The organism is Flavobacterium sp., assembly GCF_046073885.1.
In the GTDB taxonomy this organism is placed as follows: domain Bacteria; phylum Bacteroidota; class Bacteroidia; order Flavobacteriales; family Flavobacteriaceae; genus Flavobacterium.
Map to the genome: position 1 here is coordinate 1 of NZ_JBJTND010000068.1, position 26,384 is coordinate 26,384.

The window sequence follows — 26,384 nt, forward strand, 5'->3', positions numbered from 1 at the left end:
GTTGGAGAATTTGGTACTGATGGTGTGGAGGCAACCCAAGTTAGTGCTTCTGGAATTCCATCCTCTCAATCGTTAGTATTGAAAATGCTTAAGAGTAGTTTGACAAACGTTCAAAAACCAATTTGGGGCTTGATGATGAAGAATATTTATCAAATTCCTCAAGGTTTTCAAATGCAAAAGGAAGAATTTAAATTCAATATTTTATACACCGATCCTTCTCCTTTAAATTATATTACTGCAGCAAATACAACTTCTCCGTTGCCTAATGGTGTGGTAGATACTCCTTTATTAAAAGTATTTGGGTTGGATCGATTGAACTACAATAATGACCCTCAAAATGGTGGAGACGGTTTCTTTGATTTTATTCCGGGACTTACTGTAGATCAGCAAAATGGGCGTTTGATTTTCACATCTGTAGAGCCATTTGGTAAGTATTTATTTAATAAATTAAGATCTGGAAGTGCATTTGAAAACTATGATGTTCCAGAAACAACGCCAGGCGCATACAATGACAACCAATTGAAATATGTTTATTCAAGTTTATATAAATCAACTCAAGCAGCCGCATTACAAAACAGTTCTAAAAATAAATTCCAATTAAAAGGAAAATTCAAATCTTCTGGTGGAGATGGAATTCCAATTGGAGCCTTTAATGTTCCTAAAGGATCTGTTGTAGTTACTGCGGGGGGAAGAAAATTAGTTGAAGGTGTTGATTATACCGTAAATTATCAAGCGGGGAGAGTTCAAATTTTAGACCCTGCTTTGTCTGCTTCAAATACTCCAATTCAAGTTTCGGTAGAAAACAATTCTACTTTTGGAAGACAAACACGTCGTTTTTACGGAATTAATGTAGAGCATAAATTTTCAGATAAATTTTTATTGGGTGCTACCATGTTAAAAATGTCCGAGCGTCCCTTTACACAAAAAACCAATTACGGACAAGAATCGGTAAACAATACCATTTATGGTATGAATACTAGTTTTTCATCTGAAGTTCCTTTCTTAACTCGATTGGTAAATAAACTTCCAAATATTGACACCGATGTGCCTTCTAATGTTTCATTCAGAGGTGAAGTTGCCTATTTACAGCCAGATTCGCCAACGGCTGATCGTTTTAATGGTGAATCTACTGTGTATGTTGAAGATTTTGAAGGTACACAAACCAATATTGACTTAAGATCTCCATTTTCTTGGTATTTGTCTTCCACTCCAATTCGACCAACAACGGGTGTTGTACCTGATTATGTAGATTTTGGAGGGAATTCAGCAGCGTTAGATTATGGTTTCAAAAGAGCTAAATTAGCTTGGTATACCATCGATCCAATTTTTTATGCGCAGCGACCTTCAGGTATTTCCGATGATGACCTGTCCTTAAATAGTACGCGTAGAATTTACAGTCAGGAGTTGTATCCAGCTACAACAATTGCTGCCGGACAAACCCAAGTTGTAAATACTCTTGATTTGACCTATTTTCCAAAAGAGCGTGGACCATATAATTTTAATCCTGCAACGGCTTCAGACAATACTTTGCCAAATCCAGAAACAAATTATGGAGGTATATTTAGAGCATTAACTACAACCAATTTTGAACAATCTAATATTGAGTATATCCAGTTTTGGATGTTAGACCCCTATACCGATACTCGTGTTTCACCATCGCCAATAAATCCTACCAATACAGGAAGGATTTATTTTAACCTTGGAGAAATTTCGGAAGACGTACTTCAAGATGGTAGAAAATTCTATGAAAATGGGGTGGGTAATAATCAAACTTTGGCACCACCAACCGTATGGGGAGATAGTCCTGCATCACAATCTTTGATTTATGCTTTTGATTCAAACGAAGCTAATAGAACTTCACAAGACGTTGGATATAATGGATTAAACAATGCTCAAGAAGCTTCAAAATTTCCTTCTTTTGCCACTTTTTCTGACCCTGCAGAGGATGATTATAAATACTTTTTAAATACAGGTGGAGACGTATTTGAACGTTATAAATACTACAATGGTACAGAAGGTAATTCACCGATAAATGTATCAGATACTAATAGAGGATCAACTACAATACCTGATGTTGAGGACGTGAATCGTGATAATACTATGAACACCATTAATGCCTATTATGAGTATAGTATTAAGGTGAGCCCGTCTGACTTATCACAAGTTGGAAGCAACTATATAACCAACATATTACCAACTACTGTATCACTTCCAAATGGAGAAACTACCACAGCACGTTGGATTCAATTTAAAATTCCAATCAATCAACCTACCAATACAGTTGGAAGTATTTCCGATTTTCGTTCCATCCGTTTTATGAGAATGTTCATGACTAAGTTTTCAAGTCAAATGACAATTCGATTTGGATCTTTAGATTTGGTTCGTGGAGATTGGAGAAAATACGATTACACTTTAGATCCATTAGATACGGATGTTACTGATGATAACACCGATTATGATTCTGCCGCAGTAAATGTTCAAGAAAACGGAACTAGAGAACCCATTCATTATGTATTGCCTCCAGGTGTAGAATTGGAACAATTGTATAACAACAATACTTTAATCCCTCAAAACGAACAATCATTGTCTATTAAAATTGGAAGTACATCCGATTACGGATTGGAACCAGGGGACTCTCGTGCTGTATTTAAAAATGTGAGTGTGGATATGCGTCAGTACAAAAAACTAAAAATGTTTGTACACGCCGAAGCCATTGCAAGTAATCCTACTTCAATTGAAGATGAAGAATTAATGGGGTTTGTTCGATTTGGAAATGACTTTACGGATAACTTTTATCAGGTAGAAAAACCATTAAAGAAGACGCAATTTGGAGATAATTCTCAGGGCGGAGTATGGCCTGAAGATAATAATATGGACATTTCATTAGAGCTAATAACTAGAATGAAAATTAAAGCCATGAATCATGTTTATCTGCCAGGTGAAATTTATTATCCAGATGATGATGTGACGATACCTGATGGAGACGGTGATCCTAATTTGCGTTTAGGTATTCGTGGTAATCCTAATTTTGGTTTGGTAAGAACTTTAATGCTTGGAGTAAAAAATCAAACTAATAAATTAAGCACGCCGCAACATCCATTAAATCCGAGACGTCTTAAGGGAGAAGTTTGGTTTAATGAGCTTCGTCTAGCCGGCATGGATAATAAAGGCGGTATGGCAGCTGTTGCTAATATGGATGCTAATCTTGCCGATTTTGCAAACGTTTCTGCAACTGGAAAAATGAGTACTATCGGTTTTGGAACATTAGAGCAAGGGCCTAACGAAAGAAGCAGAGAAGATGTTTTACAATATAATATTGTAACCAACATGAGTTTAGGGAAATTAATGCCAAAAAAATGGGGTGTTAATTTGCCATTTAATTATGGAATTGGCGAAGAATTCATTACACCTAAATACGATCCGTTCAATCAAGATATTGAATTAAAACAATTAATTGATGAAACTTCAGATCCAGCTGAAAAAAGAAATCTTAGGAATAGAGCTATGGATTACACTAAAAGAAAAAGTATTAATTTCATTGGTGTAAAAAAAGAACGAGGTGAAAAGGCAAAACCACACTTTTATGATATAGAAAACTTAACACTTTCGTATTCCTATAATCAGGTGGATCGCCATAGTTATGAATTAGAGAGCTACACCGATCAAAAAGTGAGCACAACGGTGGACTATACATTTGCTTTTCAGCCAAAACCGGTTGAACCATTAAAATCGGTTAAGGTTTTCAAAAAGAGCAGTTATTGGAAATTGTTAAGTGATTTTAACTTTAATTACAAACCAACCAACGTTAATTTTAGTACCAACATTACAAGACAATTTAATAGACAACAATTCCGATTAGTTGATGTTGAAGGTATTGGATTGGAAGCTTTATATCAAAGAAACTTCTTGTTTAATTATCAGTATGGGTTTAATTATAATCTAACAAAAGCATTAAAAATCAATTTCAATGCAACTTCAAATAATATTGTTAGAAATTACATGAAAGATAATAATGAGCCAGATAACTCATACAATATTTGGACCGATTATTGGAATGTTGGTTTGCCTAATTTACATAATCAGCAAGTAACCGTAAACTATGAATTGCCTGTAAGTAAAATTCCGTTTTTGAATTTTGTGAAATCTAATTATACCTATGCAGGAACCTATAGTTGGCAACGCTCTTCAATTGCAATGTCTTCAGTTGTGGATACAGATACTGGTGTTTTATATAATTTAGGTAATACCATTCAAAACTCGGGTTCACATAAGCTAAATACTACTTTTAATATGGACTCATTCTATAAATACATAGGATTATCCAAACAAAAAACTCCAGGTAAAGCAGCCCCTGTTGCACCACCTAAACCCGGAGAGAAAGTTAAAAATGTGAAGCCAGCTGTATTAAAAGATTCCAATCCATTTTTAGACGGATTAATTGGTGTAGTAACTAGTATAAAAAACATTCAAATTAACTATTCCGAAAATCAGGGTACTGCACTTCCAGGATTTTTGCCAGGAGTAGGTTTCTTTGGAACTTCAAAGCCTACTTTGGGATTTGTGTTTGGAGGTCAAGATGATGTTCGATTTGAAGCGGCTAAAAATGGTTGGTTAACCAATTATCCTAATTTCAATCAAAATTATACGCACGTTTTAACTAGAACATTAGATGTGACAGCCAACATGGATTTATTCCCTGACTTTAAAATTGATTTGACTGCAAATAGATCGTATTCAAATAATTATTCTGAACAATACGATGTTATGGATGGTGTTTATAATTCAAGATCACCCTACTACACAGGTAATTTTGCCATTTCAACTGTTATGTTGAAATCATCATTTAGACAGAGCGATGAATTTTTCTCTATTCCATTTGAAGAATTTAGAAGTAACCGAATTATAATTGCAAATCGATTGGCTACCGAACATTATGGCACGTCTAATTTCCCTGTTGGCGCAGATGGCTATCCAACCGGTTTTGGTAAAAACAGCCCGGAAGTATTATTGCCTGCATTTTTAGCTGCATATACTGGATTTGATATCCCAGCATTAAAAACGGTTGGAATCAGTTTGGCGCAAAGTCCAAGTGATAGAGCAGGAACAATTTCATTAAATGCATTTAAAAACATCCCAATTCCTAACTGGAATATTAAATACAATGGGTTAATGCGTTATAATTTCTTTAAGGAACGATTTAAACGTTTTTCAGTTCAGCATGCTTACAAAGCATCCTACACCATAAATTCTTTCCGTTCTAATTTAGATTATGCTCAACATGCTAATGAGATAAATCCATTGAATGGTAATTTTTATAGTCAAACAATTATTGGAAATGTCAACTTAGTAGAGCAATTTAATCCATTAATTAGAGTAGACTTTGAAACAAAAAGCTCCTTTAAAATTCTTGCAGAAGTGAAAAAAGATAGAGCATTATCATTAAGTTTTGATAATAATTTATTGACAGAAGTTAAAGGAATTGAATATGTAATTGGAACGGGTTACCGTTTTAAAGATGTAATATTCTCTTCTAAATTAGCGGATAGCCCTACAGGAGTTATTAAAAGTGATATTAATTTAAAGGTAGATTTTTCATATAGAAACAATAAAACCATTGTTCGCTATTTAGATTATAATAACAATCAATTGGGCGGCGGCCAAAATATTTGGACCGTGAAGTTATCTGCAGATTATTCGTTTAGTAAGAACCTAACTGCAATTTTATATTATGATCATTCGTTCTCTGAAGCAGTTATTTCTACTTCATTTCCAATGACTAATATTCGTGGTGGATTTACTCTACGTTATACTTTTGGAAATTAATAAAAAATGAAATAATTTCCTTTTTAAATTTTAATAATAAATAATACCTTTGACTAAATTAAAATAAACAAATAAAATGAACATTCCTACCAATTTAAAATACTCTAAAGATCACGAATGGATCGCAATGGATGGTGAAATCGCAACTGTTGGAATTACTGAATTTGCTCAAAAAGAATTGGGTGATATCGTATATGTTGAAGTTGAAACATTAGACCAAACACTAGATAAAGATGAAGTTTTTGGAACAGTAGAAGCTGTAAAAACAGTTTCAGATTTATTCTTGCCTATGGCTGGAGAGATCATTGAATTTAATGAAGAGTTAGAGCGCAATCCAGAAAATGTAAATTCTGATCCTTATGGAAAAGGATGGATGGTTAAAGTGAAAGTTTCAGATGCTTCACAATGGGATGAATTATTGGATAGTGAAGCTTATTCAAAACTAATTGGCGCTTAATAAAAAAACATACTTCTTTATAGCAATTAGTTGGACTTGTCTTATTACAATTCTAAGTTTGATTACAATTAGCGAAGAATTAAGTAATTCTATTGCAATTGATGTTGACTATAAAGATAAGTATGTACATTTTTTATTTTATCTTGTTTTTGTTCTAGTTTGGTTTTTATATTTAGTTAAAACCAAATATCTAAAATCGGTTAAAAAAATAGTTTTAATTACTGCTATACTATATGGAATAGTAATGGAAATTTGTCAAGGCATTTTCACAAATACTAGAATACCCGATATATATGATGTACTAGCAAATAGTGTTGGAGCACTCACGGGAATAATTGCAATTAATTTTTTATTTAGAAATACTAAAACCACTCTTTGAGTGGTTTTTTTGTATATTTATCCAATAAATGTTTGGGCATGAATGTGAAAAGCTACTTAGATTCAACCTATTTAAAAACTCCAATTCAAGCGGGACTTTCTGAAGATGAAAACAACTTAGTGGTTGATGGATTTGTTGAGGAGGCTATTGCGGAAGGGTTTAAATTGATTATGATTCGTCCAGATAGAGTAAAATCTGCAAAGCAAAAAATTGTAGCAGCACACTCTAAGGTTTCTGTTGGAACAGTTATTGGCTTTCCCGAAGGAACCTATTCTTTAGAAGATAAATTAGCCGAAGCCCAACGAGCAATTAATGATGGTGTTGATGATTTAGATTTTGTTTGTAATTATGAGGCATTCAAAAAAGGGGATCTTCAATTGGTGAAAAAAGAAATTTTAGAAGGAACCAAATTAGGGTTAGCGAATCATAAAATTGTAAAATGGATTATTGAAGTTGCAGCATTAAATGGTGAGCAGATAATTCAACTTTCTGCCTTAATAAAAAATGTAGTAATTGCTAATTTTAAAGAAGAATGTTATTCTTCTGTTTTTGTGAAATCGTCCACTGGTTTTTATAAAACAGAAGCCGGATTACCTAATGGTGCAACTATCCCAACAATAAAAATGATGATTGAAAATGCATCGCCATTACCAGTTAAAGCAGCAGGTGGAGTAAGAACTTATGAAGAAGCTATAGAAATGATTCGATTGGGAGTTAAAAGAATTGGCACCTCTTCTGCGAAAGCAATTGCTAGTGGGCAAGTTGCAAATAGTGATTATTAATATAAAAATATACCAATGATAAAGAAGTTATTTTTTGCATTATTATTGTTTCCGATGGTAGTTGCTAATGCTCAAAAAAGCAATGAGCAAATGCCTGTTTTTCCTTCTTGCGAAAAAATGCAAGGCAAAGAATTGGAGGCTTGTTTCTATGAACAAGTTCAGGCTTTTGTTTCTGCCAATTTTCAAATTCCTCAAAAATTAAAAGAGTCAAATTATAATGGAACGACTATTTTACTTTTTGAAGTAGATAAAAACGGAGCATTCAAGTTACTTTATGCCGATACAAATGACGCCGAATTAAAAAATGAATGCCAGCGGGTTTTTGATAAAATGCCTAAAGTGCGTCCGGCAACTTTTAATGGTGCTGCTACGTATGCTAAATACACCATCAAAATTTCAATACCTTTAAAAGATGCCACTCCAGCTAAAGAAACGCAAACATTGCAAAATGCTGCTGCAGTTATTAAAGCAAATAGAGATAAAGTGCTAACCGAATTAGACAGTATTGCATATCAAAAATTTACAAATCCGCAGTTTGAAAGTCATATTAATATTCCTTTTTCTCATAGTTATTATGCACAATTTGATGGCGCATTAAATCAAATTGGCAGCAACAATCATACAGGTTCAAAACCATTCACCTATGCTGAAGTTTCTAAATACTACAATTTGGCTGCAGCCAATGAGAAGTTGATGAAAAACAAAACTACTTGGTGGGGTAAGAAAATTTGGAATGAAAATACGGTAGCAATTCAAGGAAAAGATTATTGGTTTACAATGAATCCGATTTTTGACACGCAAGTAGGAAAAAGTGCTCCAAGTACCACCAAATATACTTATGTAAATACGCGTGGGATTCAAATTCGTGGCGGATTAGGTAGTCAGTTAAACTTTACAACTACTATTTATGAAAGCCAAGGGCGATTTGCTGATTATTATAATTCATATGCTGAATCGTTGCATCCAATTGGAACCGTACCTGCCGATTTTCCTGCAGTGGGTGATCCTGCAATTGTTCCAGGTATAGGTATTGCCAAAAGATTTAAAACTGATGCATACGATTTTCCTTCAGCGGAAGCCAATTTAACCTATTCACCTAGTGAATTTTTTGATTTACAAATGGGTTACGGAAGAAATTTTATTGGAGATGGATACCGATCTTTACTTTTAGGTGACGGGGCTTCGCCTTATCCATTCATAAAATTAAATACTACATTTTGGAAGGTAAAATATACCAATACCTACATGTGGCTTAAAGATGTTCGTAAAGATGCTATGGTGGATAAAACGTATGCAACCAAATTTATGGCCAATCATTATTTAAGTTGGAATATTTCGAATCGATTAAATTTAGGATTTTTCGAATCGGTAGTGTGGTCAAATCAAAATGAACGTGGCTTTGACATGAGTTTTGTGAATCCAATTATTTTTTATCGTGCTGTTGAATTTGCTTCTTCTTCAAAAAGTGGAAATGCACTTTTGGGATTAACCTACAAATACAAATGGAACAATCAATTCAATTTTTACGGGCAATTTCTAATCGATGAATTTTCTTTTGGAGAAGTAAAATCTGGAAATGGAAGTTGGAAAAATAAGTTTGCATACCAACTTGGCGTAAAATATTATAATGCTCTAAATATACCTAATTTATTATTGCAGTTAGAATACAATCACATTCGTCCTTATGTTTATTCTCATAGTGATGTGCTAACCAATTATGGTTCTTTTAATCAAAGTATGGGACATCAGTGGGGTGGAAATGCAAAAGAATTGGTTGCAATAGCAAGATATCACAAAGGCAGGTATTTTGCGGATGCAAAATTAACAATGGGTGTGCGAGGATTGGATTTTAATACCACTACAGATTCGTATAATTATGGCGGAAATATTTATTTAAGCTATAATGATAACCGCCCATTTGATTCGGGAGTTGAAGTAGGCCAAGGAAATAAAACTACAATATTAATGGGTGATTTTCAAGCGGGATATTTAATAAATCCTGCTACCAATATGAAATTATTCGGTAGTTTGATATATAGAAATTTCAATCCAACTGTAGAAACCGATTTGGTAAAAAAAGAAAGTACAACTTGGATATCTTTAGGGCTACGATGTGATATTTTTAATTGGTACTTTGATTATTAATTTTTTTTCTAAATACTAAAAATCCAAAAGCAATAGCCGTAATGAAAAGTATGGGTATGTAATTATTTATGGGAGCAACTGGAGCATTATCTACTACATTATCATCAAAACCAGTACCGCTACCTTGTGCTAATATAGGTATAGTATAGAGGCAAAAAGCAAAGAGAAAATAGTTAAGTTTACTATACTTTTTCATAATTATTCTTTGATCCATTTTTTATTTACGGTTGAATTATCCTTAGTAATAACTACTTGGTAAATACCTGTTGCTGCTGTTGCAGCAACTTCACAGTTTAAAGTATTTGTGCTAGTTTGAGAAGTAATAATGTCTACTAACTGGCCTAAAGTATTATAAATAGTTACTTTATATTCTCCTGCTTCAGAGGGTAATTTCAGGTTAAAATCATTAGACTTAGATGGATTTGGGAATAAAGCAACTAATTCAGATGTGAAATTTTGGTTAGTAAGATTTGGATTAGAATAAACAATTTCAAATCGATTATTAGCAGTCGAAGCTGCAATTGTAGCATCTACTGTAAAATTATAATTAACGTTAGGATTTATTTCGGAATATACTTGCATAAAGGTGTCGTGTAAATAAGGCGTTAGTCCAGAATAGTTATCTAGGTGAGCAACTAAATTATAGTTAGTATACCGATATTGATCTATATTTAATGGATATACGGTTGTGTTTTGCGGAAATTGAAAATTTGCAATACTCAGTTTATTTGTTTGAGATAGGACTGAAATATTTTCATCCAAATTCGTCATTTTTTCTGCATCAAATGCATCTACCGCATTGCTAAAAGAATCATCAAAAAAAAGTAATACTCCGTCAGCCGGAGTTTGTTGTTCATTAAAAGCATTTGCCTCATATAAGGTTAATCTTAATGTTGCAGTATTTGTTAATGATTCTGCTGTTTTGTATACATTTTCATTGGCGGCAGCTGTATATTTGTTACTTTCATTAAAAGTAATATTTGCAGCTCCATTAGCAAGTGTTTTTACAAAGCAAGATTGCATAGGTTGTAAATATTGATTTACAGCAGAGCCAGAAACATTATTAGTATTTCCAGTAAAAGTATAAGTTACATAAGCTCCTCTTCCATTAGTTCCTCCAACTTTTGGGTCCCAAACGTAATAGAAATTAGGATTTATATTAGTACTTGTATTTAATATCGCAGCCATATCTATTGGAGCTTGATAAGGATTTCCAATAAAATTATATTCATTTGATACGGCACTTAGATTAGAATTTGTAAAAGTTCCAATCTTTAATGACCCTATTGTTCTTAACGTTGTTGGAGATGGAGTAGCTGCGTTATTTGTTAAATTAACGGCTCGACTTCCCCTTACCATAAGTCGGTATGGATTTCCTACAGAAAGCGTATTGGTATTTGTATTGCTAATTGCAGACCAAGATTGTGTTGTGTTATTAAACTGGAATAAAGATGCTGCGCCAGTTTGTGTAGCATCAAATCCGTTAGCACCTGTTGTAGAACCCGTAATATGAGTGCCATATCCTGGGGCAATATTTGAGTTACTCGTATATGCCGTTGCAGTATTATTTTGGTTTTCTTGCCAATTACTTTTAATTGAGGTTGAGGTTGTAACAGGTGAGCTTAAAAATCTATAGGCCCGCTTTGCTGGAATATATCGCTCTACTACAATATTGTCTATTGTTCCTCCTGAAGATTGTTCAACAATTGCAGTTTTGGTTGCAGTACTTCTCATAATTAATTTACCGCCGCCATCAATAGCTCCTTGTAATGATAATAGTCCGTCTGTTATTACTAAGCTACCAGAATTAAAAGTTGCAGTTCCGGCAGATTTGTCTAGTTCTACTCGCTTTGCAATATCTTCAATAGCAAAATCAAAGGTTTGCGTATTAGCCCCTGTTAAGGCAATTGTTCCATTTGATAAACTAACCAAGTTATTATTGTGTACATCGCGAGCGATATATAATTTCCCCGTTCCTAATGTAATAGCACCATCATTATATATTGTTTCATTTGTATAAAGATTTTGTGCTCCAGAAATATAAAGTACCTCACCCGAGACTACTTTTAATTGTGAAAGGCAATAATTAGTTGAAAATAATACCAATACTAAGGCGATGTTAATTTTCATAATTTGCAAATATTTGTTCGTTTACCATTGTTTTAGTGTAGTATATTTTATACTATAATTTAGATAAGCGTTAGTTGGGAAAGAGCCTGTAGTTGTGCCTCCATAAGCCCCACTTATTAAGCTGCAGTTTTGTGAGTTTTCTGTACCACCAATGCTTGATGTATTAGAAGCACAACCATCACAGCCATGTCCTCCTCCATTAGCGCCCCATCCATTCCAATAACCTTTAACAGCTAATTTTTGAGTTGAAGTAGTTTTAGAAACAGAAGGTCTTTTAATTACAAAATAATATAATCCTACTGCACTAGGGGTAAATAAATAACAGGATCCTGAACTCCAATAGGATCCAATAGCGGAATCTCCAGCTTGATAAATTAAAGTGACTCCAGAGGTATTTGTGTCTAGTAATGTTGTAAATGCAAATGGGTAGGCTCCAATGGGAATTGTATTTGCAATCATATTATTAACGTAAGAAGTTGTCCCAGGAGAAGGGAGGTTGTCATCTGCAGCCACTCTACCAAAGTTAGTCATTCCGGTAACAATATTTTGTAATTGATTAAATTCTGCCGCAGTAACTTTAACAACATCATTAACTGCAGCAGCGTCATAAGCAGCTGCACTTGCGCCTCCGCCAAGAGCAATCGCACCTCTAATTACGTCTCCTCCCTCATCAATCCCAACAGTATTACTTATCGAATTTCCATTAATATTTAAAGCTAAAGAAATACAATTGAAATTTATTGTAGAAATAGTCGCTACTCGTTTAGCAGGCCATGCAGTAATCATGCCCCCTTTTTTTGTAATCAATGTAATAGTTAGATTTCCTGTTGTTGAAAATGTTCCAGCAGCATAGCTATATCCAAAGGTCCAATCGGATGCTCCGTCTTCGCAATAGGCTGCAGGTATTGCTGTAAATGAACTAGTATAAGCAAGATACGAGCCCAAACCAGAGGTGTAAGGCGCTAAAACAGTTGTTCCAATTGCCAATGTGCCTTGACTATTTATTGGAACAGATGGGTCATTGGCAGAAAATACATAAGTATTGTTTTTTACATTAGTAAATGTAGCATCTCCTAAGCCAATATTTTTTACTTTTTGACAAACTAAATCACCATAGGACCAATTTAGGATTAAAGTTCCAGAAGAACTTGGAGTACCACTTAATGTGTAGGTTATTGTTTGCGATGCGCCAATTGCTAGGTTGTAAGTTGCGCTCGGAGTAACCGATGCAACCGTAATTGCGCCTGATCCAGAATAAGTGCTAGCTAAATTAGTTAGTGTAGGGGCAGGCATTCCTGTAATTGCTGAACTGGAATTATTTGTTAGAGTAACCGAAAAAGTGTTACTTGCACTTAATGCAATTCCGCTAACATAAGATCCATTGATTGTTGCATTTGTACAATAATTCGAGGTCAATAGCGCACTAATTCCAGATACAGATTTGGTTTTTACACAATTTAATGACAATTTTGTCCAAGTACCAGTTAATGTTCCAACAGAGGTTGGAGTTCCTGCTAATGTATAGGTAACTAATTGAGATTGTCCGGCAATTAGTGAAGCTGAAGCAGGTGAAACTGCGGAAACAGATAATCCTGAAACCCCACTCAAAACTAAATCGGTAGTTGCAAAACTAATATTTGCAGTTGAAAAGGAATTGTTGGTTATAGTAACAGTAAATTTATTTGCAGCAGCCATAGCAAATCCTGAGGTATAAGTTCCTTCAAAGCCATTTATTGCACAATCATTAGCAACGGCAGGAGTTGCTGGAGTTCCTATGCAATCACTCCAAGCAGAATTTTGATATATTTTTACACAATTAGAACTAATATCATAAATCAACATGCCATTAATAGGGGTGCTAATTGCTCCCGTATTTGCAACCCTTGTTAGTAATAAAGCTTTATTTGTAGCTGTTAAATCTAAAATTGAACTTGCTTGCGGGGTTGTTGTTCCAATACCTACTTGCGAAAAGGACATAAAATTTATGCAAAACGCAAGTAAAGTAATTTTTAATGTTTTCATTTTTTTCCGTTTAAATGTTATTTAGTTTTTTGACATGATTGAATTATCAAAATAATAGTCTTGTTTTACAAGCCTAATTTAATGATAGATCAAAGTAGGAATTAGAAAAAAATAAATTTAGAGGACAGTATATGGAATGCAAAATTAGATTAATATTCAGTTCGTTAGCACCTTAAAATGTGCCAATAACTCGTAAAATTGATTTTATTAGTAGCAAATATTAATTTTAATTATCGAGGCTGTAATTATTGATTTTTCCAATCATTTATTGCCTATTATATGATGATTTAATTGCTCCTTTTCAATAATTATAATTTTAGGACATTATTTGTGAAATGTTTTTTGTCAAATCCTTTTTGATGAACTACTTTTGCAACAGTTTTAATAGAAAACAATTTTTGGAAACGATACAATCTCATTTTTCAATCACAAAAATCTGCCACGATTTTAAACAAATTACCAAAGCAGGGTTAGCAATTAGCGTTGTTTTCTCTTCTATTGCAGGATATTTGTTGGGTTTTGATGAAGCGCATCCTTTTAGTTGGTTGACTTTATCAATGTTGATTGTAGGAGGTTATTGCATGGTAGGAGCTTCTAATGCATACAATCAGGTGATTGAAAAAGATTTAGATGCTTTAATGGATCGCACAAAAAACAGACCCATTCCTGCTGGCAGAATGTCTCCAAATGTAGCGCTATTTGTGGCAAGCTTGCTAACAATTATTGGATTGATATTACTGTACTTAATCAATCCGAAAACTGCAATGTTCGGAGCGATATCAATATTTTTATACACCAGCGTTTATACTCCATTAAAGACAGTTACCCCACTTTCTGTATTTGTTGGAGCCTTTCCAGGCGCAATCCCTTTTATGTTGGGTTGGGTTGCTGCAACAAATCGATTCGGAATTGAAGCAGGAACTTTATTCTTAATTCAGTTTTTTTGGCAGTTCCCACATTTTTGGGCTATCGGATGGTTTTTATTTGAAGACTATGAAAAAGCAGGGTTTTTTATGTTGCCAACAGGTAAAAAAGACACCAAAACCGCAATTCAGATTATTTTGTACACCCTGTGGTTGATACTAACTTCATTATTACCGTATTTAGGATATACTGGAAAATTATACATTAGTTTACCTTCAGTAATTTTAGTATTTCTTGTTGGGTTGTGGATGTTGTTGTATGCTGTAAAATTATACCAATCACGAACTCCTAAAGCGGCAAGAACTTTAATGTTAGTTAGTGTTTCTTACCTAACTTTATTACAAATAATATACATATTAGATAAATTTTTAAGATAATAGTTATGATGACAAGTGAAGAACATAAACAACGCACGGCAAGATCATACAAGCTTTTGCTGATTTTTGCTATGATAAGCATGACCATGATGTTCGCTGGATTAACAAGCGCCTTAGTGGTAAGTAAATCAAGACCAGATTGGTTAAAAGACTTTCAATTGCCGAGTTCGTTTTTTGTAAGTTTGGTAGTAATTATTTTATGTAGTTTTACAATGCATTTTGCTAAAAGTGCTATTAAAAAAGACAACAGGAAGGTAACAACCTATTTGTTATGGGCAACTTTAGCATTGGGATTAACCTTTGTTTTTTTTCAGTTTGAGGGTTTCACCCAATTATTTGAAAATCATTTATACCCAGTTGGAGGTACTGGTTCTATTACAATATCCTTCTTGTATGTTTTAGTTTATGCACACCTTGCACACTTGTCTGGAGGGATAATTTCACTATTAATTATAATTTATAATCATTTTAAACAAAAGTACAATTCCTCACAATTTCTTGGTATTGAGCTTGGTGCAATGTATTGGCACTTTCTTGATTTCTTGTGGATTTATTTATTTTTGTTTTTATATTTCTTTAAATAAGAAAAAAATGTAAATTTGGGGACTTTTTAACAACAACTTTTTTTATGGGATCGAAAGGTACTGCTACAACTACTGTAGGAAAAACTTGGGATGGCGGAAATGAGCCATTAGGAGCAAGTTACGGAAAATTAATGATGTGGTTTTTCATCGTTTCAGATGCATTAACCTTTTCTGGTTTTTTAGCTGCTTACGGTTTTTCAAGATTTAAATTTATCGAAACTTGGCCATTAGCTGATGAGGTGTTTACTCACTTTCCGTTTGCACATGGTGTTTCTATGCCAATGTATTATGTGGCTTTGATGACTTTTATTTTAATTGGTTCTTCTGTAACTATGGTTTTGGCTGTAGATGCTGGACACCAAATGAAACAAAGTAAAGTAGCATTTTACATGTTCTTGACTATCATTGGAGGTTTAATCTTCGTTGGTTCTCAAGCTTGGGAATGGAAAAACTTTATCAAAGGGGAATATGGTGCTGTTGAGTCTAAAGGTGGAAGTTTATTGCAATTTGTGGATGCGACTGGAAAAAGAGTTGCTTTAGAAGAATTTGCAGATACTAGCATTCCTAAAGAAAGAGAGCAACTTACTCGTAGCAGAGGAAGATGGTTTATGGAAGAAAGTTCATTACCTACTTATTCATTAGAGCAAGTGCAAGCTGGTTTTAAATCACACCCTGATTTATTAGTTAGAATTGAAACTATCAATTCACCAGAAACATTAGCTACTACAAAAGGAGTAAATGAAAATCCTGCATTAAATTCTGCAAAACATAAAATTATTTTATCTAGAGCAGAATCTGAAAGAAGATTAGCTGAAGGTAAAATAGTTATAGAAGGAGCAAACCTTCAAAGAAACGAATACGGAAGTAAATTATTTGCTGATTTCTTCTTCTTCATCACTGGTTTCCACGGATTCCACGTATTCTCAGGAGTAATCATTAATATCATTATTTTCATAAATGTTCTTTTAGGAACATATGAGAAAAGAAGAACTTATGAAATGGTTGAAAAAGTTGGACTTTACTGGCACTTTGTCGATTTAGTTTGGGTTTTCGTATTTACATTCTTCTACTTAGTTTAATATTTTAGAAATTATATATTATGTCACACGAACACGTTTCTAATACAAAAAGAATTTGGATAGTTTTTGGAATTCTATCTGTAGTAACTACAGTAGAGGTACTTCTTGGTATTCAAAAACCAGCATCTTTACACATGACTAATTTTTTAGGCATGAACTTATTGAATTGGATATTCATTATCCTAACAATTTTTAAAGCTTATTACATCGTTTGGGCTTTCATGCATATGGAAGGCGAAAAATCAACGCTTAGAAGAGCCGTGGTTTGGACTGTAATTTTCTTAATTTTATATTTAACATTTATTTTGTTAACAGAAGGGCATTATGTATTTGGAGTGTTCAGAGACGCTACCATCAAATGGAACTTTTAACATGATATTAATTCAATAAAAAGGTACGCATTGCGTACCTTTTTTTTATTTTTGTATATCAAAACTCCAAGAAAGATGAAAAAGAATTTAGTGCTGTTTATTTTATTTATACTTCCTATTGTTGCCTACCTTTTTTTCGCATCAGGTATTAATAGTTTTGCAAAACTTCCAACCATCACTAAGAATGTTCCAGAAATTAGCTCCTGGACAACCTTGGATAATAAACCAATTGCATTAACTGGTAAAATAACAATTCTTGGTTTTATTGGTCAAGATGTAAATAAATACAAAGGGAATTTTTTTAATTTATATGAGAAAATTTTTGATCGAAATAAAGATTTTAAAGATTTTCAAATGGTAATGATTTTGCCAAATGGCACTCAAGAACAAGTTAGAGAATTACAAAAAGATGTGACCACCTTAGGAACTCAAGCGGGTTGGAATTTTGTTTTTGGAAGCCCAGAAGAAATTACAAATTTCTATAATTCTCTAAAACTTGTCGGTAAATTAGATTCTAAATTGGGCACTCCTAATGTTTTTATTATTGATAAAAAAAGAAACCTTCGAGGCAGAAAAGGACACGATAAAAAAGGTAAACCAGAGTATAAAGAAGGGTATAATACTAAATTTGTATCGGAACTCTATAACGAAATGACCGATGATGTTAAAATCATCCTTGCAGAATACCGATTGGCTTTAAAGAAAAATCACAACGCAACAAAAGAATTAATTCCAAATGAAAAATAAATCTTACATCGGAATTTCCTTAATTATATTGCTCTTCGGAATCATTTTTATTCCTCGAATAGTAGATAGAATTAAAAATGGGTCAGTAGTACAAAATGACCGTATGAGTCTTTCTAATGAAATAGTTAAAGAAGAAGGCTTATATAAAGTTGGTCCTGCTCCAAAGTTTGAACTTACTGATCAAAACAAAATCAAAATTTCAAATAAAGATTATTCGGGTAAAGTATATGTTTTAGAATTTTTCTTTTCAACCTGCCCATCTATTTGCCCAATAATGAATAAGAATATGACGGAGGTTGAAAAAGCTTTTTCTAAAGAAAAAAACTTTGCTATTGCATCCATTACAATAAATCCCGATAATGATACGCCAGAAGTTTTGAAAGAGCACGCAAAAAAACTCGGTATTACTTCAGAAAATTGGCATTTTCTTACCGGAAATAAAGATTATATTTTTAATTTAGCCAACAAAGGATTTAATCTTTATGTTGGAGAAAACAATAAAGCAATTGGAAATTTCGAACATTCCGGACTTTTTGCTCTTATTGATAAAAACGGAATGATCCGTTGCAGAAAAGACAAACAAGGCAATCCTATTTTATATTATGATGGTTTAGAGCAAACCGGAGTAGATGCCATAAAAGAAGATATTAATTTATTATTAAACGAATAAAATGGAAAATTCTAGCGTTGAAAAAAAATTCAAAACACCAATTGTATTAGTATCAATTATTATTCCGGTTGCGGTGGTGTTACTTTTTAGTATCCGATTGAAAGATTTCGGAATCAATGTTGAACCACTTACTTTCTTGCCTCCTATTTATGCTGCTATTAACGGAATCACAGCAGTTCTTTTAGTTTCTGCCGTTATCGCTATAAAAAATGGAAACCGTGCAATTCATGAAAGATTAATGAAATTGGCAATTCTGTGTTCGGTGGTGTTTTTGCTGATGTATGTGGCTTATCACATGACAACTGAATCAACAAAATATGGTGGTGAAGGCATGATTCGTTATGTATATTACTTCTTCTTAATTACCCACGTTGTATTGTCGGTTGCCGTAATTCCGTTAGTATTATTTACCTATGTTAAAGCTTTAGCAGGTCAATTTGAGAATCATAAAAAATTAGCAAAAATTACATTTCCACTTTGGCTTTATATTGCAGTTACTGGGGTTATTGTATATCTTATGATTGCACCTTATTATGCAAATTAAAATTAGTTGTTGGAAGTTGGAAGTTGGAAGTAATACTTTATTCTCAAAAGGTATTCTTTATATTCTATTCTTTATATTTTCTACTCTCACTACCCAAGCACAATGCGCCATGTGTCGTGCCTCATTGGAAAGTGAGGGAAGCACGGCCAAAGCTGAAGCAATAAACGATGGAATAGTTTACCTTATGGTGATTCCCTATGTTTTAGTTGCGGTAGTAGGAGTGGTAGTTTATAGAATGTATACCAAGAAAAAGCAATCCTAATTACTTATTCCATTCCGTCAATTTTGATATTCATTTTGCCAGAAGTTGTAATGAATGCTATAATTGCATTATTAGTAAGTTCTACTTTTTCAAATTCAAAATCATTCAACGTTCCGTTTACAAATACTCCTTTCATTGGAGAGTAATTTTTTAAGAAGGGCATCAAACTCTTTCTTCCTTCCTCAAGATTTTCTTTAATTGAATAACGGCAGTTTTCTTGAATTTTCTTCAAAATAATCCCTTGCAAAAGCCAATTGGCAGTTTTTGTAAGCAACCCTTTTGTGTTTAAAATATAATCCATTTGATCAAAATAAATTTCCTTGGTAATAGTATTGTAGTTCGGAATTCCGCTTAAATATATTGTTCCATTAAGATTTCCCGTCATATCAAGTGCAATAATCATGCGCCCATCTTTAGACCATAAATCAACTTTCTGAATCACAATTTTTCTTTTGCCTGAAGCAAATTCTTTTCCTTGAAAGTTCTTGGTTATAATTCGCGAAGCACTTTCATAAGTTGAAACTGCTGCAACAGTTGCTGTAGTTTGATCAGCTATTTTATCAGCCGATTTAAACAAAATAGACTCTTTATTAAAAGCAGTATTTGGCTTTTGACCAATCATCGTTTGCATAGTGCATTTTAGTCCCAAATCCATTGTAATTTTACTTTTTGAAACTAATGCATCGGTTACATCTACCTCAATTGGATTTAATTTAAACCAAGTTTCATATTCAGGGCTGGTTTCAAAAGGCACACTAAGTGTTTTTAATACATTTAACACATAAGGTTTGAAATCACAAGAGGATTCGATGGCATCATCAATTTTTTTAGCCATTTTAGATTTGAAAATTGATAGTGTAGGATTGATGATGTAGGTAATCGGCACTTTTTTCCCAGCAACTAATATTGATGGACTTTCACTCCAATTATAATCTTCAATTTTAGAATCGGTGCTTAATTTCCAATTCGATAATTTCACATCACTTAGTAATGTTATAGTTCCATTAAGTTCAATTTCTCTGGTGTCGTTGAGTCCCATAAAATCGGTCCCATACTTAAATTTAGCCCAAACTTTTAATGGCAAAACAGTTTCAATTTTCCCCTCTTTGTCCATAAGTTCTATGGGTGCTGTTTTCCAAATTTTCATTTCTACTTTATCATCTTCCAATACTGCATCTTCATAAACTAATCCATTAAGTGATTTATTTAATTGATTTTGAATTTCATTCAGAGAAATTTCAAGTGGCATGTTTATTAATGAAGTAGTATTGTTGTAGGCTATTTTAGTATTTGTGGAAGGTTCTGGTTTTAAGGCAGAAATTTTACTGCTAGTAGAACATCCAATAAAGAATAAGGTTAAAGTAAAAATTTGAAAGGAAGCAATACTATTTTTCATTACTGTAGGGCAATTTTTATTTTTATAATGTAACAAAAATACTAATTAATCGTCAGATAGAAGATCAAATAGTAAGTGGGATTCATAATAAAGAATTAAATTTGCATAAGGTTTTCACTATTGAAAATAGAAGTATGAAAAAAGTAGCCATAAAATTGATTTTAATGGGATTGTGTTTTGTGGGATTTTCTGCATTTGCACAAAATAAAAAATGGACTTTACAGGAATGTGTAGATTATGCCATAAAAAATAATATTTCCATTAAACAATCCGAATTAGATCTTGAAACTACTACTATAGGTAAAAAAGCAGCCATAGGAAGTTTTTTGCCAAGCTTTAATGCCAATGCGTCCCATTCTTGGAATATTGGTTTGAACCAAAATATCACTACTGGTTTATTAGAAAATCAGACAACTCAGTTTACTTCTGCTGGATTGAATTCGAATGTTACCATTTATAATGGTTTACAAAATCAAAACCGATTGCGAAAAGCCAATCTTTCAATTATTGCAGCAGAGTACCAAGTTTCAAAAATGAAAGATGATATTTCATTAAATGTTGCCAATGCTTTCTTACAAATTTTGTTCAATAAAGAAAATTTAAAAGTACAAAAAGAGCAATTAGCCTATGATGAAAAGCAACAAAAGAAAAGTGAAGAGTTAGTTGCTGCTGGAGTTGTTGCAAGAGGCGATTTACTGGATGTTAAAGCAACTGTTGCTTTAGATAAACAAAAAGTTATTGCTGCCGAAAATAATTTGTTTCTTTCTAATTTGAGTTTGGCGCAATTACTTCAAATTGAAGATTTTAAAACCTTTGAAATTGCCGATGTAGATTACCAAGCTACTTCGAGCGCTACCATGTTAGAATCTCCAGAAAACATTGTTGAGAAAGCAAAACAGAATAGAGTAGAACTAAAAATTGCAAGAGCGAATCTTGAGGTTGCCGAAAAAGACGTTAAAATTGCAAAAGGGGCTTTTCAGCCAAGTTTAATGGGGTTTTATAGTTTTAGTTCAAGGGTAAGCTATGCCGATAGAGTTGTTGGGTTTACTACCAATGGATCTCCAATTCTTTCAGGGCCGCTTCCATTTTTTGATCAATTCAGTAATAATAAAGGTCATAACTTTGGGGTGCAGTTAAACATTCCAATATTAAATGGATTCTCAGCTAAGAACAATCTAGACCGTTTTAAAATTGCTTTAGATCGTTCTAAAATCAACGAAAAGCAAGCGGTTCTTGATTTAGAAAGAAATGTGTATACCGCAATTACCAATGCTAAATCGGCACTTAATGCTTATGATGCTGCTGTAGCCGCATTTGAAGCAAGAAAAGAAGCTTTTAATTATGCCAAAGAAAAATACGCAGTTGGGATGATGAATAGTTTTGACTTTTCTCAATCTCAAACCTTGTTTACCAATGCGCAATCGGAAGTTTTGAGAACTAAATACGATTATATTTTTAAAGTTAAAATTGTAGAATTTTATTTCGGAATACCTATCACAGAAAAATAATATATCATGTCAAAAAAGAAAATTTACATCATTATTGGAGTTATTGTAGCTTTAATCATTGTATTAATTGCGTTGTCTAAAGCCGGGGTTATTGGGAAAAACGACAATTCAATTGAAGTTGATACCGCTAAAGCAAATGAAATAACGATTGTAGAAACAGTGTCTGCAACAGGAAAAATCCAACCAGAAATTGAAGTGAAAATATCTTCTCAAGTTTCTGGTGAAATTATTGATTTACCAATTAAAGAAGGGCAAGTGGTTAAAAAAGGAGATTTATTAGTTAAAATTAATCCCGACTTATATACCTCTGGATTGAATCGCTCGGTTTCTAATTATTCTGGTACAAAATCTGGATTAAACCAAGCTGATGCTTCATTTAAAGAGGCGGAAGCAAGCTACCAAAGAAACAAAACTCTTTATGAAAAAGGTATCATTTCTAAATCGGATTGGGATAAAGCAACGGCTTCCTTTGAAGTAGCTAAAGCCAATAAACAAACGGCTTATTTTAATGTGCAAAGTGCTTCTGCATCGGTTAAAGAGGCCAAAGATAACTTAGGAAGAACTACTATATATTCGCCTAACGATGGAACAATTTCTAAATTAAGTGTTGAATTAGGAGAACGAATTCTTGGAACGCAACAAATGGCAGGAACCGAATTACTTCGCGTTGCCAACTTAAATAACATGGAAGTAGAGGTAGATGTAAATGAAAATGATATCGTAAAAATTAATATTGGTGATGAAACAAAAATCCAAGTTGATGCCTATTTGAAAAAAGAATTTAAAGGTGTTGTAACTAGTATTTCTAATTCGGCTAGTACAGCAACAACTGCAGATCAGGTAACTAATTTTAAAGTAAAAGTTAGAATTCTAAAAGAATCGTATCAAGATTTAATAGCAGGTAAACCAGAAACCTATTCTCCTTTTAGACCAGGAATGACAGCTACTGTAGATATCATTACTAAAAGAAAAGAAAAAGTAATTGGTATTCCAATTAGTTCTGTAGTGATTAAATCAGATACTGCTGCAACTCCTAAAATTGAGGTTGCTGATTCTGGAGATAAAGTAAAATCTAAAAGCGATAAAAAACTAGAATGTGTTTTTGTGAAAGTAGGGGATAAAGCCAAAATCAGAATTGTAAAAACCGGAATTCAAGATGACACCAATATTGAAATTCTATCTGGTTTGAAAAAAGGCGATGAAGTAATTACTGGACCCTATGTAACCGTTTCAAAAGACCTAAATTCTGGTGATAAAGTAAAATTATCTTCATTAAAGGATAAAGATAAATCAAAAAAATAGGTTGATTTAATCTACCATGAATTACATTCTAAACATAGAAACGGCAACAAAAAACTGCTCGGTTTCTTTAGCTGCAAATGGAGAAACATTGGTATGCAAAGAAATTTCAGAGTTGGGTTTTTCACATGCCGAAAAATTGCATTTATTTATTGAAGATGTTATTCAAGAAGCAGGTATTTCATTATCACAATTAAGTGCAGTAGCTGTAAGTCGGGGGCCAGGTTCTTACACCGGACTTCGAATTGGAGTTTCTGCTGCTAAAGGTTTGAGTTATGCTTTGCAAATCCCTTTAATTTCTGTAGATACATTGGCCTCTTTAGCGCAACAAGTTATTCAAAATGACGGTGTGATTGTTCCTATGATAGATGCACGTAGAATGGAGGTTTATAGCGCCATTTTCGATTCAAATAAACAAAAAATAAGAGCTATTCAAGCTGAAATAATTACTGAAGATAGTTTTGCATCAATATCAGATACAATTTATTTTGTGGGTGACAGTAATGAAAAGGTAAAAACGGTATTGACAAAATCAAATTTTGTTTTTTTAGATACTATTCAATATCCATCTGCTAAGGAAATGAGTGCTATTTCGTATCAAAAATTTGAAGAAAATAACTTTGAAGATGTAGCTTACTTTGAGCCTTTTTATCTAAAAGACTTCCTATTTGCTAAATAACTTATTTAGTAATTCCTTTTGTAAAAGGTTGAATTGTTATTTTTTTATCTTCAAAAGCAATTTTGCATTGCTCTAAAATATCTGAAGATACAATCCCAAAGTCTTCATTTTTTGTCCAAGGTCTAATCGCTAAATGAATTGCTGTATCGGATAAGTATCTAACCATTACAGAAGGCTCTGGCGATGTAAGTATTTTATTGTTATTTTTCATAACCTCCATTACAATTTCTTTGGCTGCTTTTAAATCTGTTTCGTAGGAAAGCGATAAAACTAAGTCTATTCTTCGTATCCCAGAAATAGAATAATTTGTGATTATTCCGTTTGATAAATTGGCATTCGGAATATATATTGTTTGGTTGTTTGCAGTAAGTAATTTTGTAATAAAAATTTGAATTTCGGTTACTGTTCCAATCACACCTTGCGCTTCAATAGTATCTCCTACTCGAAAAGGTTTGAATAATATGATTAGCATTCCCCCAGCAAAATTTGAAAGAGAACCTTGTAAGGAAAGCCCAACAGCTAATCCTGCGGCACCAAGTATTGCAACAAATGAGGAAGTTTCAATTCCTAATTTAGAAATGAAGGTAACAAAAAGTAATACTCTTAATACCCAAATTAATATATCGGCTAAAAATTTAGATAAGGTAGGGTCTAAATTTCTTTTTACCATTATTTTTTTTGCAAACCTATTGATAAACCGAATAGCATATAGGCCGACAAATAATATTAAAAATGCAGAAATTAATTTAGGCGAATATTCTAAAAGCGCTTTCATAAACCCTTCCGAATAATTTTTAACGGTGTTGATGTAAATTAGTCTTCCCATATTTCTATGACACAATTAGGAGTGATTTCTATAGTGCAAAGATAATTATTTATCTCTTTTGTTGCTCAAGTATTATCCGTGATAAACCCGTGAAGCAACAATAAGCCCTTCTTTAATTTCTAATACTTCTGCAACCAACATATTCTCTTCCTGATCTACTATTCTCAAATATTCCATAAATACTCTATCCGAATTTGCCGTCAATGAGGTCACTTTATAATGCAGGGAAGGCAATCGTTCAAAAGCATCTTCCCACCAGTTTCTTAGTGCATCTTTGCCAGTTACTAATCCGTTAGTTTCTGGGTGTCTAATTTTTAATTTTGGACTAAAATGCTGTGCATCTTCATCATATAATGAGATTAATTTCTCTAAATTATGCGAGTTGAATGCTTCAAACCAAGCATGAGCAATCGATAAGTTTTTTTCTATGACCATATTCAAAAAACCACGCTTTAGCGTGGTTACATATTTTTGATATTAATTATTTCTTGTTCCGTAAGTGCTCTCCAATTTCCTCTTGGTAGATTTTTCTTTGTTAGCCCTGCAAATGCAACACGGTCTACTTTGATTACTGTGTATTTGAAGTTTTCAAAAATAGCACGAACTACCTTAACATTTGGAGTACGAAGTTTAATGCCAATTTCATTTTTCGGTTCGTTTTCTATGTAGCTTATTTCGTCTACATACAAGCGATGGCCGTCAAGGGTAACTCCGGTTTTTATTTTTTCTAAATCTTCAAATTTTAAATTTTTATCTAAACTAACTTGGTAGATTTTGGTTGACTTTTGATTTGGTAAACTAAATTTTCTGATGATATCGGTATCATTAGTAAACAATAACAATCCAGTCGTATTTTTATCCATTCTTCCTACCGGAGATAATGAAGCAATACTTGCTCCTTTAATCAACTCGGAAACATTTCTATGTTCTACTTCTTCTACAGATGTGGTGAAGTTTTTAGGTTTGTTTAATAAAATGTATTCTTTTTTTTCTGGTGTTAAAACAGCCCCGTCAAAGTTTACCACATCACCCGGTTTTATTTTATAACCCATTTCTGTAACGGTAACTCCATTTACTTTTACATTCCCCGATTGAATATAAATGTCAGCATCTCTTCTTGAGCAAGCCCCAGAATTAGCAATGTATTTATTCAATCTTATTTCATCCGATTTTATTGGTTTCGGAATATTTGGAGAATCTTTTTTAACGACTGGTTTTCTATTTTGTGCTCTTTTAGGTAAAGCGGGTTTAGACCCAGAAACTGATTTTTTTCTATCAGAATTTGGTTTACTTGTGCTTGGTCGTTTTTTATTGGAATTATTCATGCTGAATTATTTTTGCAAAGATACTCTTTTTGACCGGAACTTTGGCAATAATGTC

General features: G+C 33.1%; 23 protein-coding genes. 16 read left to right on the forward strand and 7 right to left on the reverse strand.

The window, feature by feature from the left end:
- From sprA to ACKOWY_RS09120, 5 genes are all read left to right on the forward strand, one after another.
- The coding region (gene sprA, locus ACKOWY_RS09100) for a cell surface protein SprA (RefSeq protein ID WP_408941126.1) at positions 1-5,823 on the forward strand (5,823 nt) is incomplete at its 5' end.
- 76 nt (positions 5,824-5,899) lie between these two features.
- The gene (gcvH, locus tag ACKOWY_RS09105) at positions 5,900-6,280 is read left to right on the forward strand and encodes a glycine cleavage system protein GcvH (protein ID WP_408941127.1); all 381 of its coding nucleotides are present in this window, start codon (positions 5,900-5,902) and stop codon (positions 6,278-6,280) included.
- A 58-nt stretch (positions 6,281-6,338) separates the two neighbouring features.
- Entirely contained in the window at positions 6,339-6,659 is a 321-nt protein-coding gene (locus ACKOWY_RS09110; protein WP_408941128.1) for a VanZ family protein, read from the forward strand.
- Between the two features lie 38 nt (positions 6,660-6,697).
- The gene (gene deoC / locus ACKOWY_RS09115) at positions 6,698-7,441 is read left to right on the forward strand and encodes a deoxyribose-phosphate aldolase (RefSeq protein WP_408941129.1); all 744 of its coding nucleotides are present in this window, start codon (positions 6,698-6,700) and stop codon (positions 7,439-7,441) included.
- 15 nt (positions 7,442-7,456) lie between these two features.
- Positions 7,457-9,586 carry a gliding motility protein RemB gene (locus tag ACKOWY_RS09120; RefSeq protein WP_408941130.1) on the forward strand — a complete coding sequence of 710 codons (2,130 nt, stop codon included), beginning with the start codon at positions 7,457-7,459 and terminating at the stop codon, positions 9,584-9,586.
- Here ACKOWY_RS09120 and ACKOWY_RS09125 read toward each other — a convergent pair.
- The 3 genes from ACKOWY_RS09125 to ACKOWY_RS09135 are packed head-to-tail and all read right to left on the reverse strand — an operon-like array spanning position 9,564 to position 13,738.
- Positions 9,564-9,782: a hypothetical protein gene (locus tag ACKOWY_RS09125; protein WP_408941131.1), complete on the reverse strand. Its 219-nt coding sequence runs from the start codon at positions 9,780-9,782 to the stop codon at positions 9,564-9,566. The two genes, ACKOWY_RS09120 and ACKOWY_RS09125, sit on opposite strands and share 23 nt — an antisense overlap.
- Before the next feature lie 2 nt (positions 9,783-9,784).
- Entirely contained in the window at positions 9,785-11,716 is a 1,932-nt protein-coding gene (locus tag ACKOWY_RS09130; RefSeq protein ID WP_408941132.1) for a T9SS type A sorting domain-containing protein, read from the reverse strand.
- Positions 11,717-11,737: 21 nt separating this feature from the next.
- Positions 11,738-13,738, reverse strand: a complete 2,001-nt coding sequence (locus ACKOWY_RS09135; RefSeq protein WP_408941133.1) for a hypothetical protein — start codon at positions 13,736-13,738, stop codon at positions 11,738-11,740.
- A gap of 398 nt (positions 13,739-14,136) precedes the next feature.
- Here ACKOWY_RS09135 and cyoE point away from each other — a divergent pair, with 398 nt between their 5' ends.
- From cyoE to ACKOWY_RS09175, 8 genes are all read left to right on the forward strand, one after another.
- A complete protein-coding gene (cyoE, locus tag ACKOWY_RS09140) occupies positions 14,137-15,039 on the forward strand; it encodes a heme o synthase (protein WP_408941134.1) in 903 nt (300 codons plus the stop codon).
- Positions 15,040-15,044: 5 nt separating this feature from the next.
- Positions 15,045-15,623, forward strand: coding sequence for a heme-copper oxidase subunit III (locus ACKOWY_RS09145; protein WP_408941135.1), 579 nt, complete (start codon positions 15,045-15,047; stop codon positions 15,621-15,623).
- 44 nt (positions 15,624-15,667) lie between these two features.
- Positions 15,668-16,702, forward strand: a complete 1,035-nt coding sequence (locus tag ACKOWY_RS09150) for a cytochrome c oxidase subunit 3 (protein ID WP_408941136.1) — start codon at positions 15,668-15,670, stop codon at positions 16,700-16,702.
- A 20-nt stretch (positions 16,703-16,722) separates the two neighbouring features.
- Complete coding sequence (locus ACKOWY_RS09155) at positions 16,723-17,073, forward strand: cytochrome C oxidase subunit IV family protein (protein WP_408941137.1); 351 nt, start codon at positions 16,723-16,725, stop codon at positions 17,071-17,073.
- Between the two features lie 75 nt (positions 17,074-17,148).
- The gene (locus ACKOWY_RS09160; RefSeq protein WP_408941138.1) at positions 17,149-17,820 is read left to right on the forward strand and encodes a hypothetical protein; all 672 of its coding nucleotides are present in this window, start codon (positions 17,149-17,151) and stop codon (positions 17,818-17,820) included.
- Complete coding sequence (locus ACKOWY_RS09165) at positions 17,810-18,490, forward strand: SCO family protein (protein ID WP_408941139.1); 681 nt, start codon at positions 17,810-17,812, stop codon at positions 18,488-18,490. Before ACKOWY_RS09160 ends, ACKOWY_RS09165 begins: the two co-directional genes overlap by 11 nt.
- A 1-nt stretch (position 18,491) precedes the next feature.
- On the forward strand, positions 18,492-19,034 hold the full coding sequence (locus ACKOWY_RS09170) for a DUF420 domain-containing protein (protein WP_408941140.1): 543 nt from the start codon (positions 18,492-18,494) through the stop codon (positions 19,032-19,034).
- Entirely contained in the window at positions 19,024-19,296 is a 273-nt protein-coding gene (locus ACKOWY_RS09175; RefSeq protein WP_408941141.1) for a hypothetical protein, read from the forward strand. The genes ACKOWY_RS09170 and ACKOWY_RS09175 overlap by 11 nt, the downstream gene beginning before the upstream one ends.
- A gap of 4 nt (positions 19,297-19,300) precedes the next feature.
- Here the strand turns inward: ACKOWY_RS09175 and ACKOWY_RS09180 are convergent, their stop codons facing one another.
- A complete protein-coding gene (locus ACKOWY_RS09180; protein ID WP_408941142.1) occupies positions 19,301-20,692 on the reverse strand; it encodes a DUF4403 family protein in 1,392 nt (463 codons plus the stop codon).
- Positions 20,693-20,826: 134 nt separating this feature from the next.
- Here ACKOWY_RS09180 and ACKOWY_RS09185 point away from each other — a divergent pair, with 134 nt between their 5' ends.
- From ACKOWY_RS09185 to tsaB, 3 genes are read left to right on the forward strand one after another with little or no spacing between them, the layout of a single operon-like run.
- Entirely contained in the window at positions 20,827-22,200 is a 1,374-nt protein-coding gene (locus ACKOWY_RS09185; protein ID WP_408941143.1) for a TolC family protein, read from the forward strand.
- 6 nt (positions 22,201-22,206) lie between these two features.
- Positions 22,207-23,502, forward strand: a complete 1,296-nt coding sequence (locus ACKOWY_RS09190) for an efflux RND transporter periplasmic adaptor subunit (protein ID WP_408941144.1) — start codon at positions 22,207-22,209, stop codon at positions 23,500-23,502.
- A gap of 16 nt (positions 23,503-23,518) precedes the next feature.
- Positions 23,519-24,178 carry a tRNA (adenosine(37)-N6)-threonylcarbamoyltransferase complex dimerization subunit type 1 TsaB gene (gene tsaB / locus ACKOWY_RS09195; protein ID WP_408941145.1) on the forward strand — a complete coding sequence of 220 codons (660 nt, stop codon included), beginning with the start codon at positions 23,519-23,521 and terminating at the stop codon, positions 24,176-24,178.
- 1 nt (position 24,179) lies between these two features.
- Here the strand turns inward: tsaB and ACKOWY_RS09200 are convergent, their stop codons facing one another.
- The 3 genes from ACKOWY_RS09200 to ACKOWY_RS09210 all read right to left on the reverse strand — a co-directional run bounded on the left by ACKOWY_RS09200 (position 24,180) and on the right by ACKOWY_RS09210 (position 26,329).
- The gene (locus ACKOWY_RS09200) at positions 24,180-25,004 is read right to left on the reverse strand and encodes a mechanosensitive ion channel family protein (protein ID WP_408941146.1); all 825 of its coding nucleotides are present in this window, start codon (positions 25,002-25,004) and stop codon (positions 24,180-24,182) included.
- A 72-nt stretch (positions 25,005-25,076) separates the two neighbouring features.
- Positions 25,077-25,439: a nuclear transport factor 2 family protein gene (locus ACKOWY_RS09205; protein ID WP_408941147.1), complete on the reverse strand. Its 363-nt coding sequence runs from the start codon at positions 25,437-25,439 to the stop codon at positions 25,077-25,079.
- 26 nt (positions 25,440-25,465) lie between these two features.
- Positions 25,466-26,329: a pseudouridine synthase gene (locus ACKOWY_RS09210; RefSeq protein WP_408941148.1), complete on the reverse strand. Its 864-nt coding sequence runs from the start codon at positions 26,327-26,329 to the stop codon at positions 25,466-25,468.
- Positions 26,330-26,384: the final 55 nt, after the last annotated feature.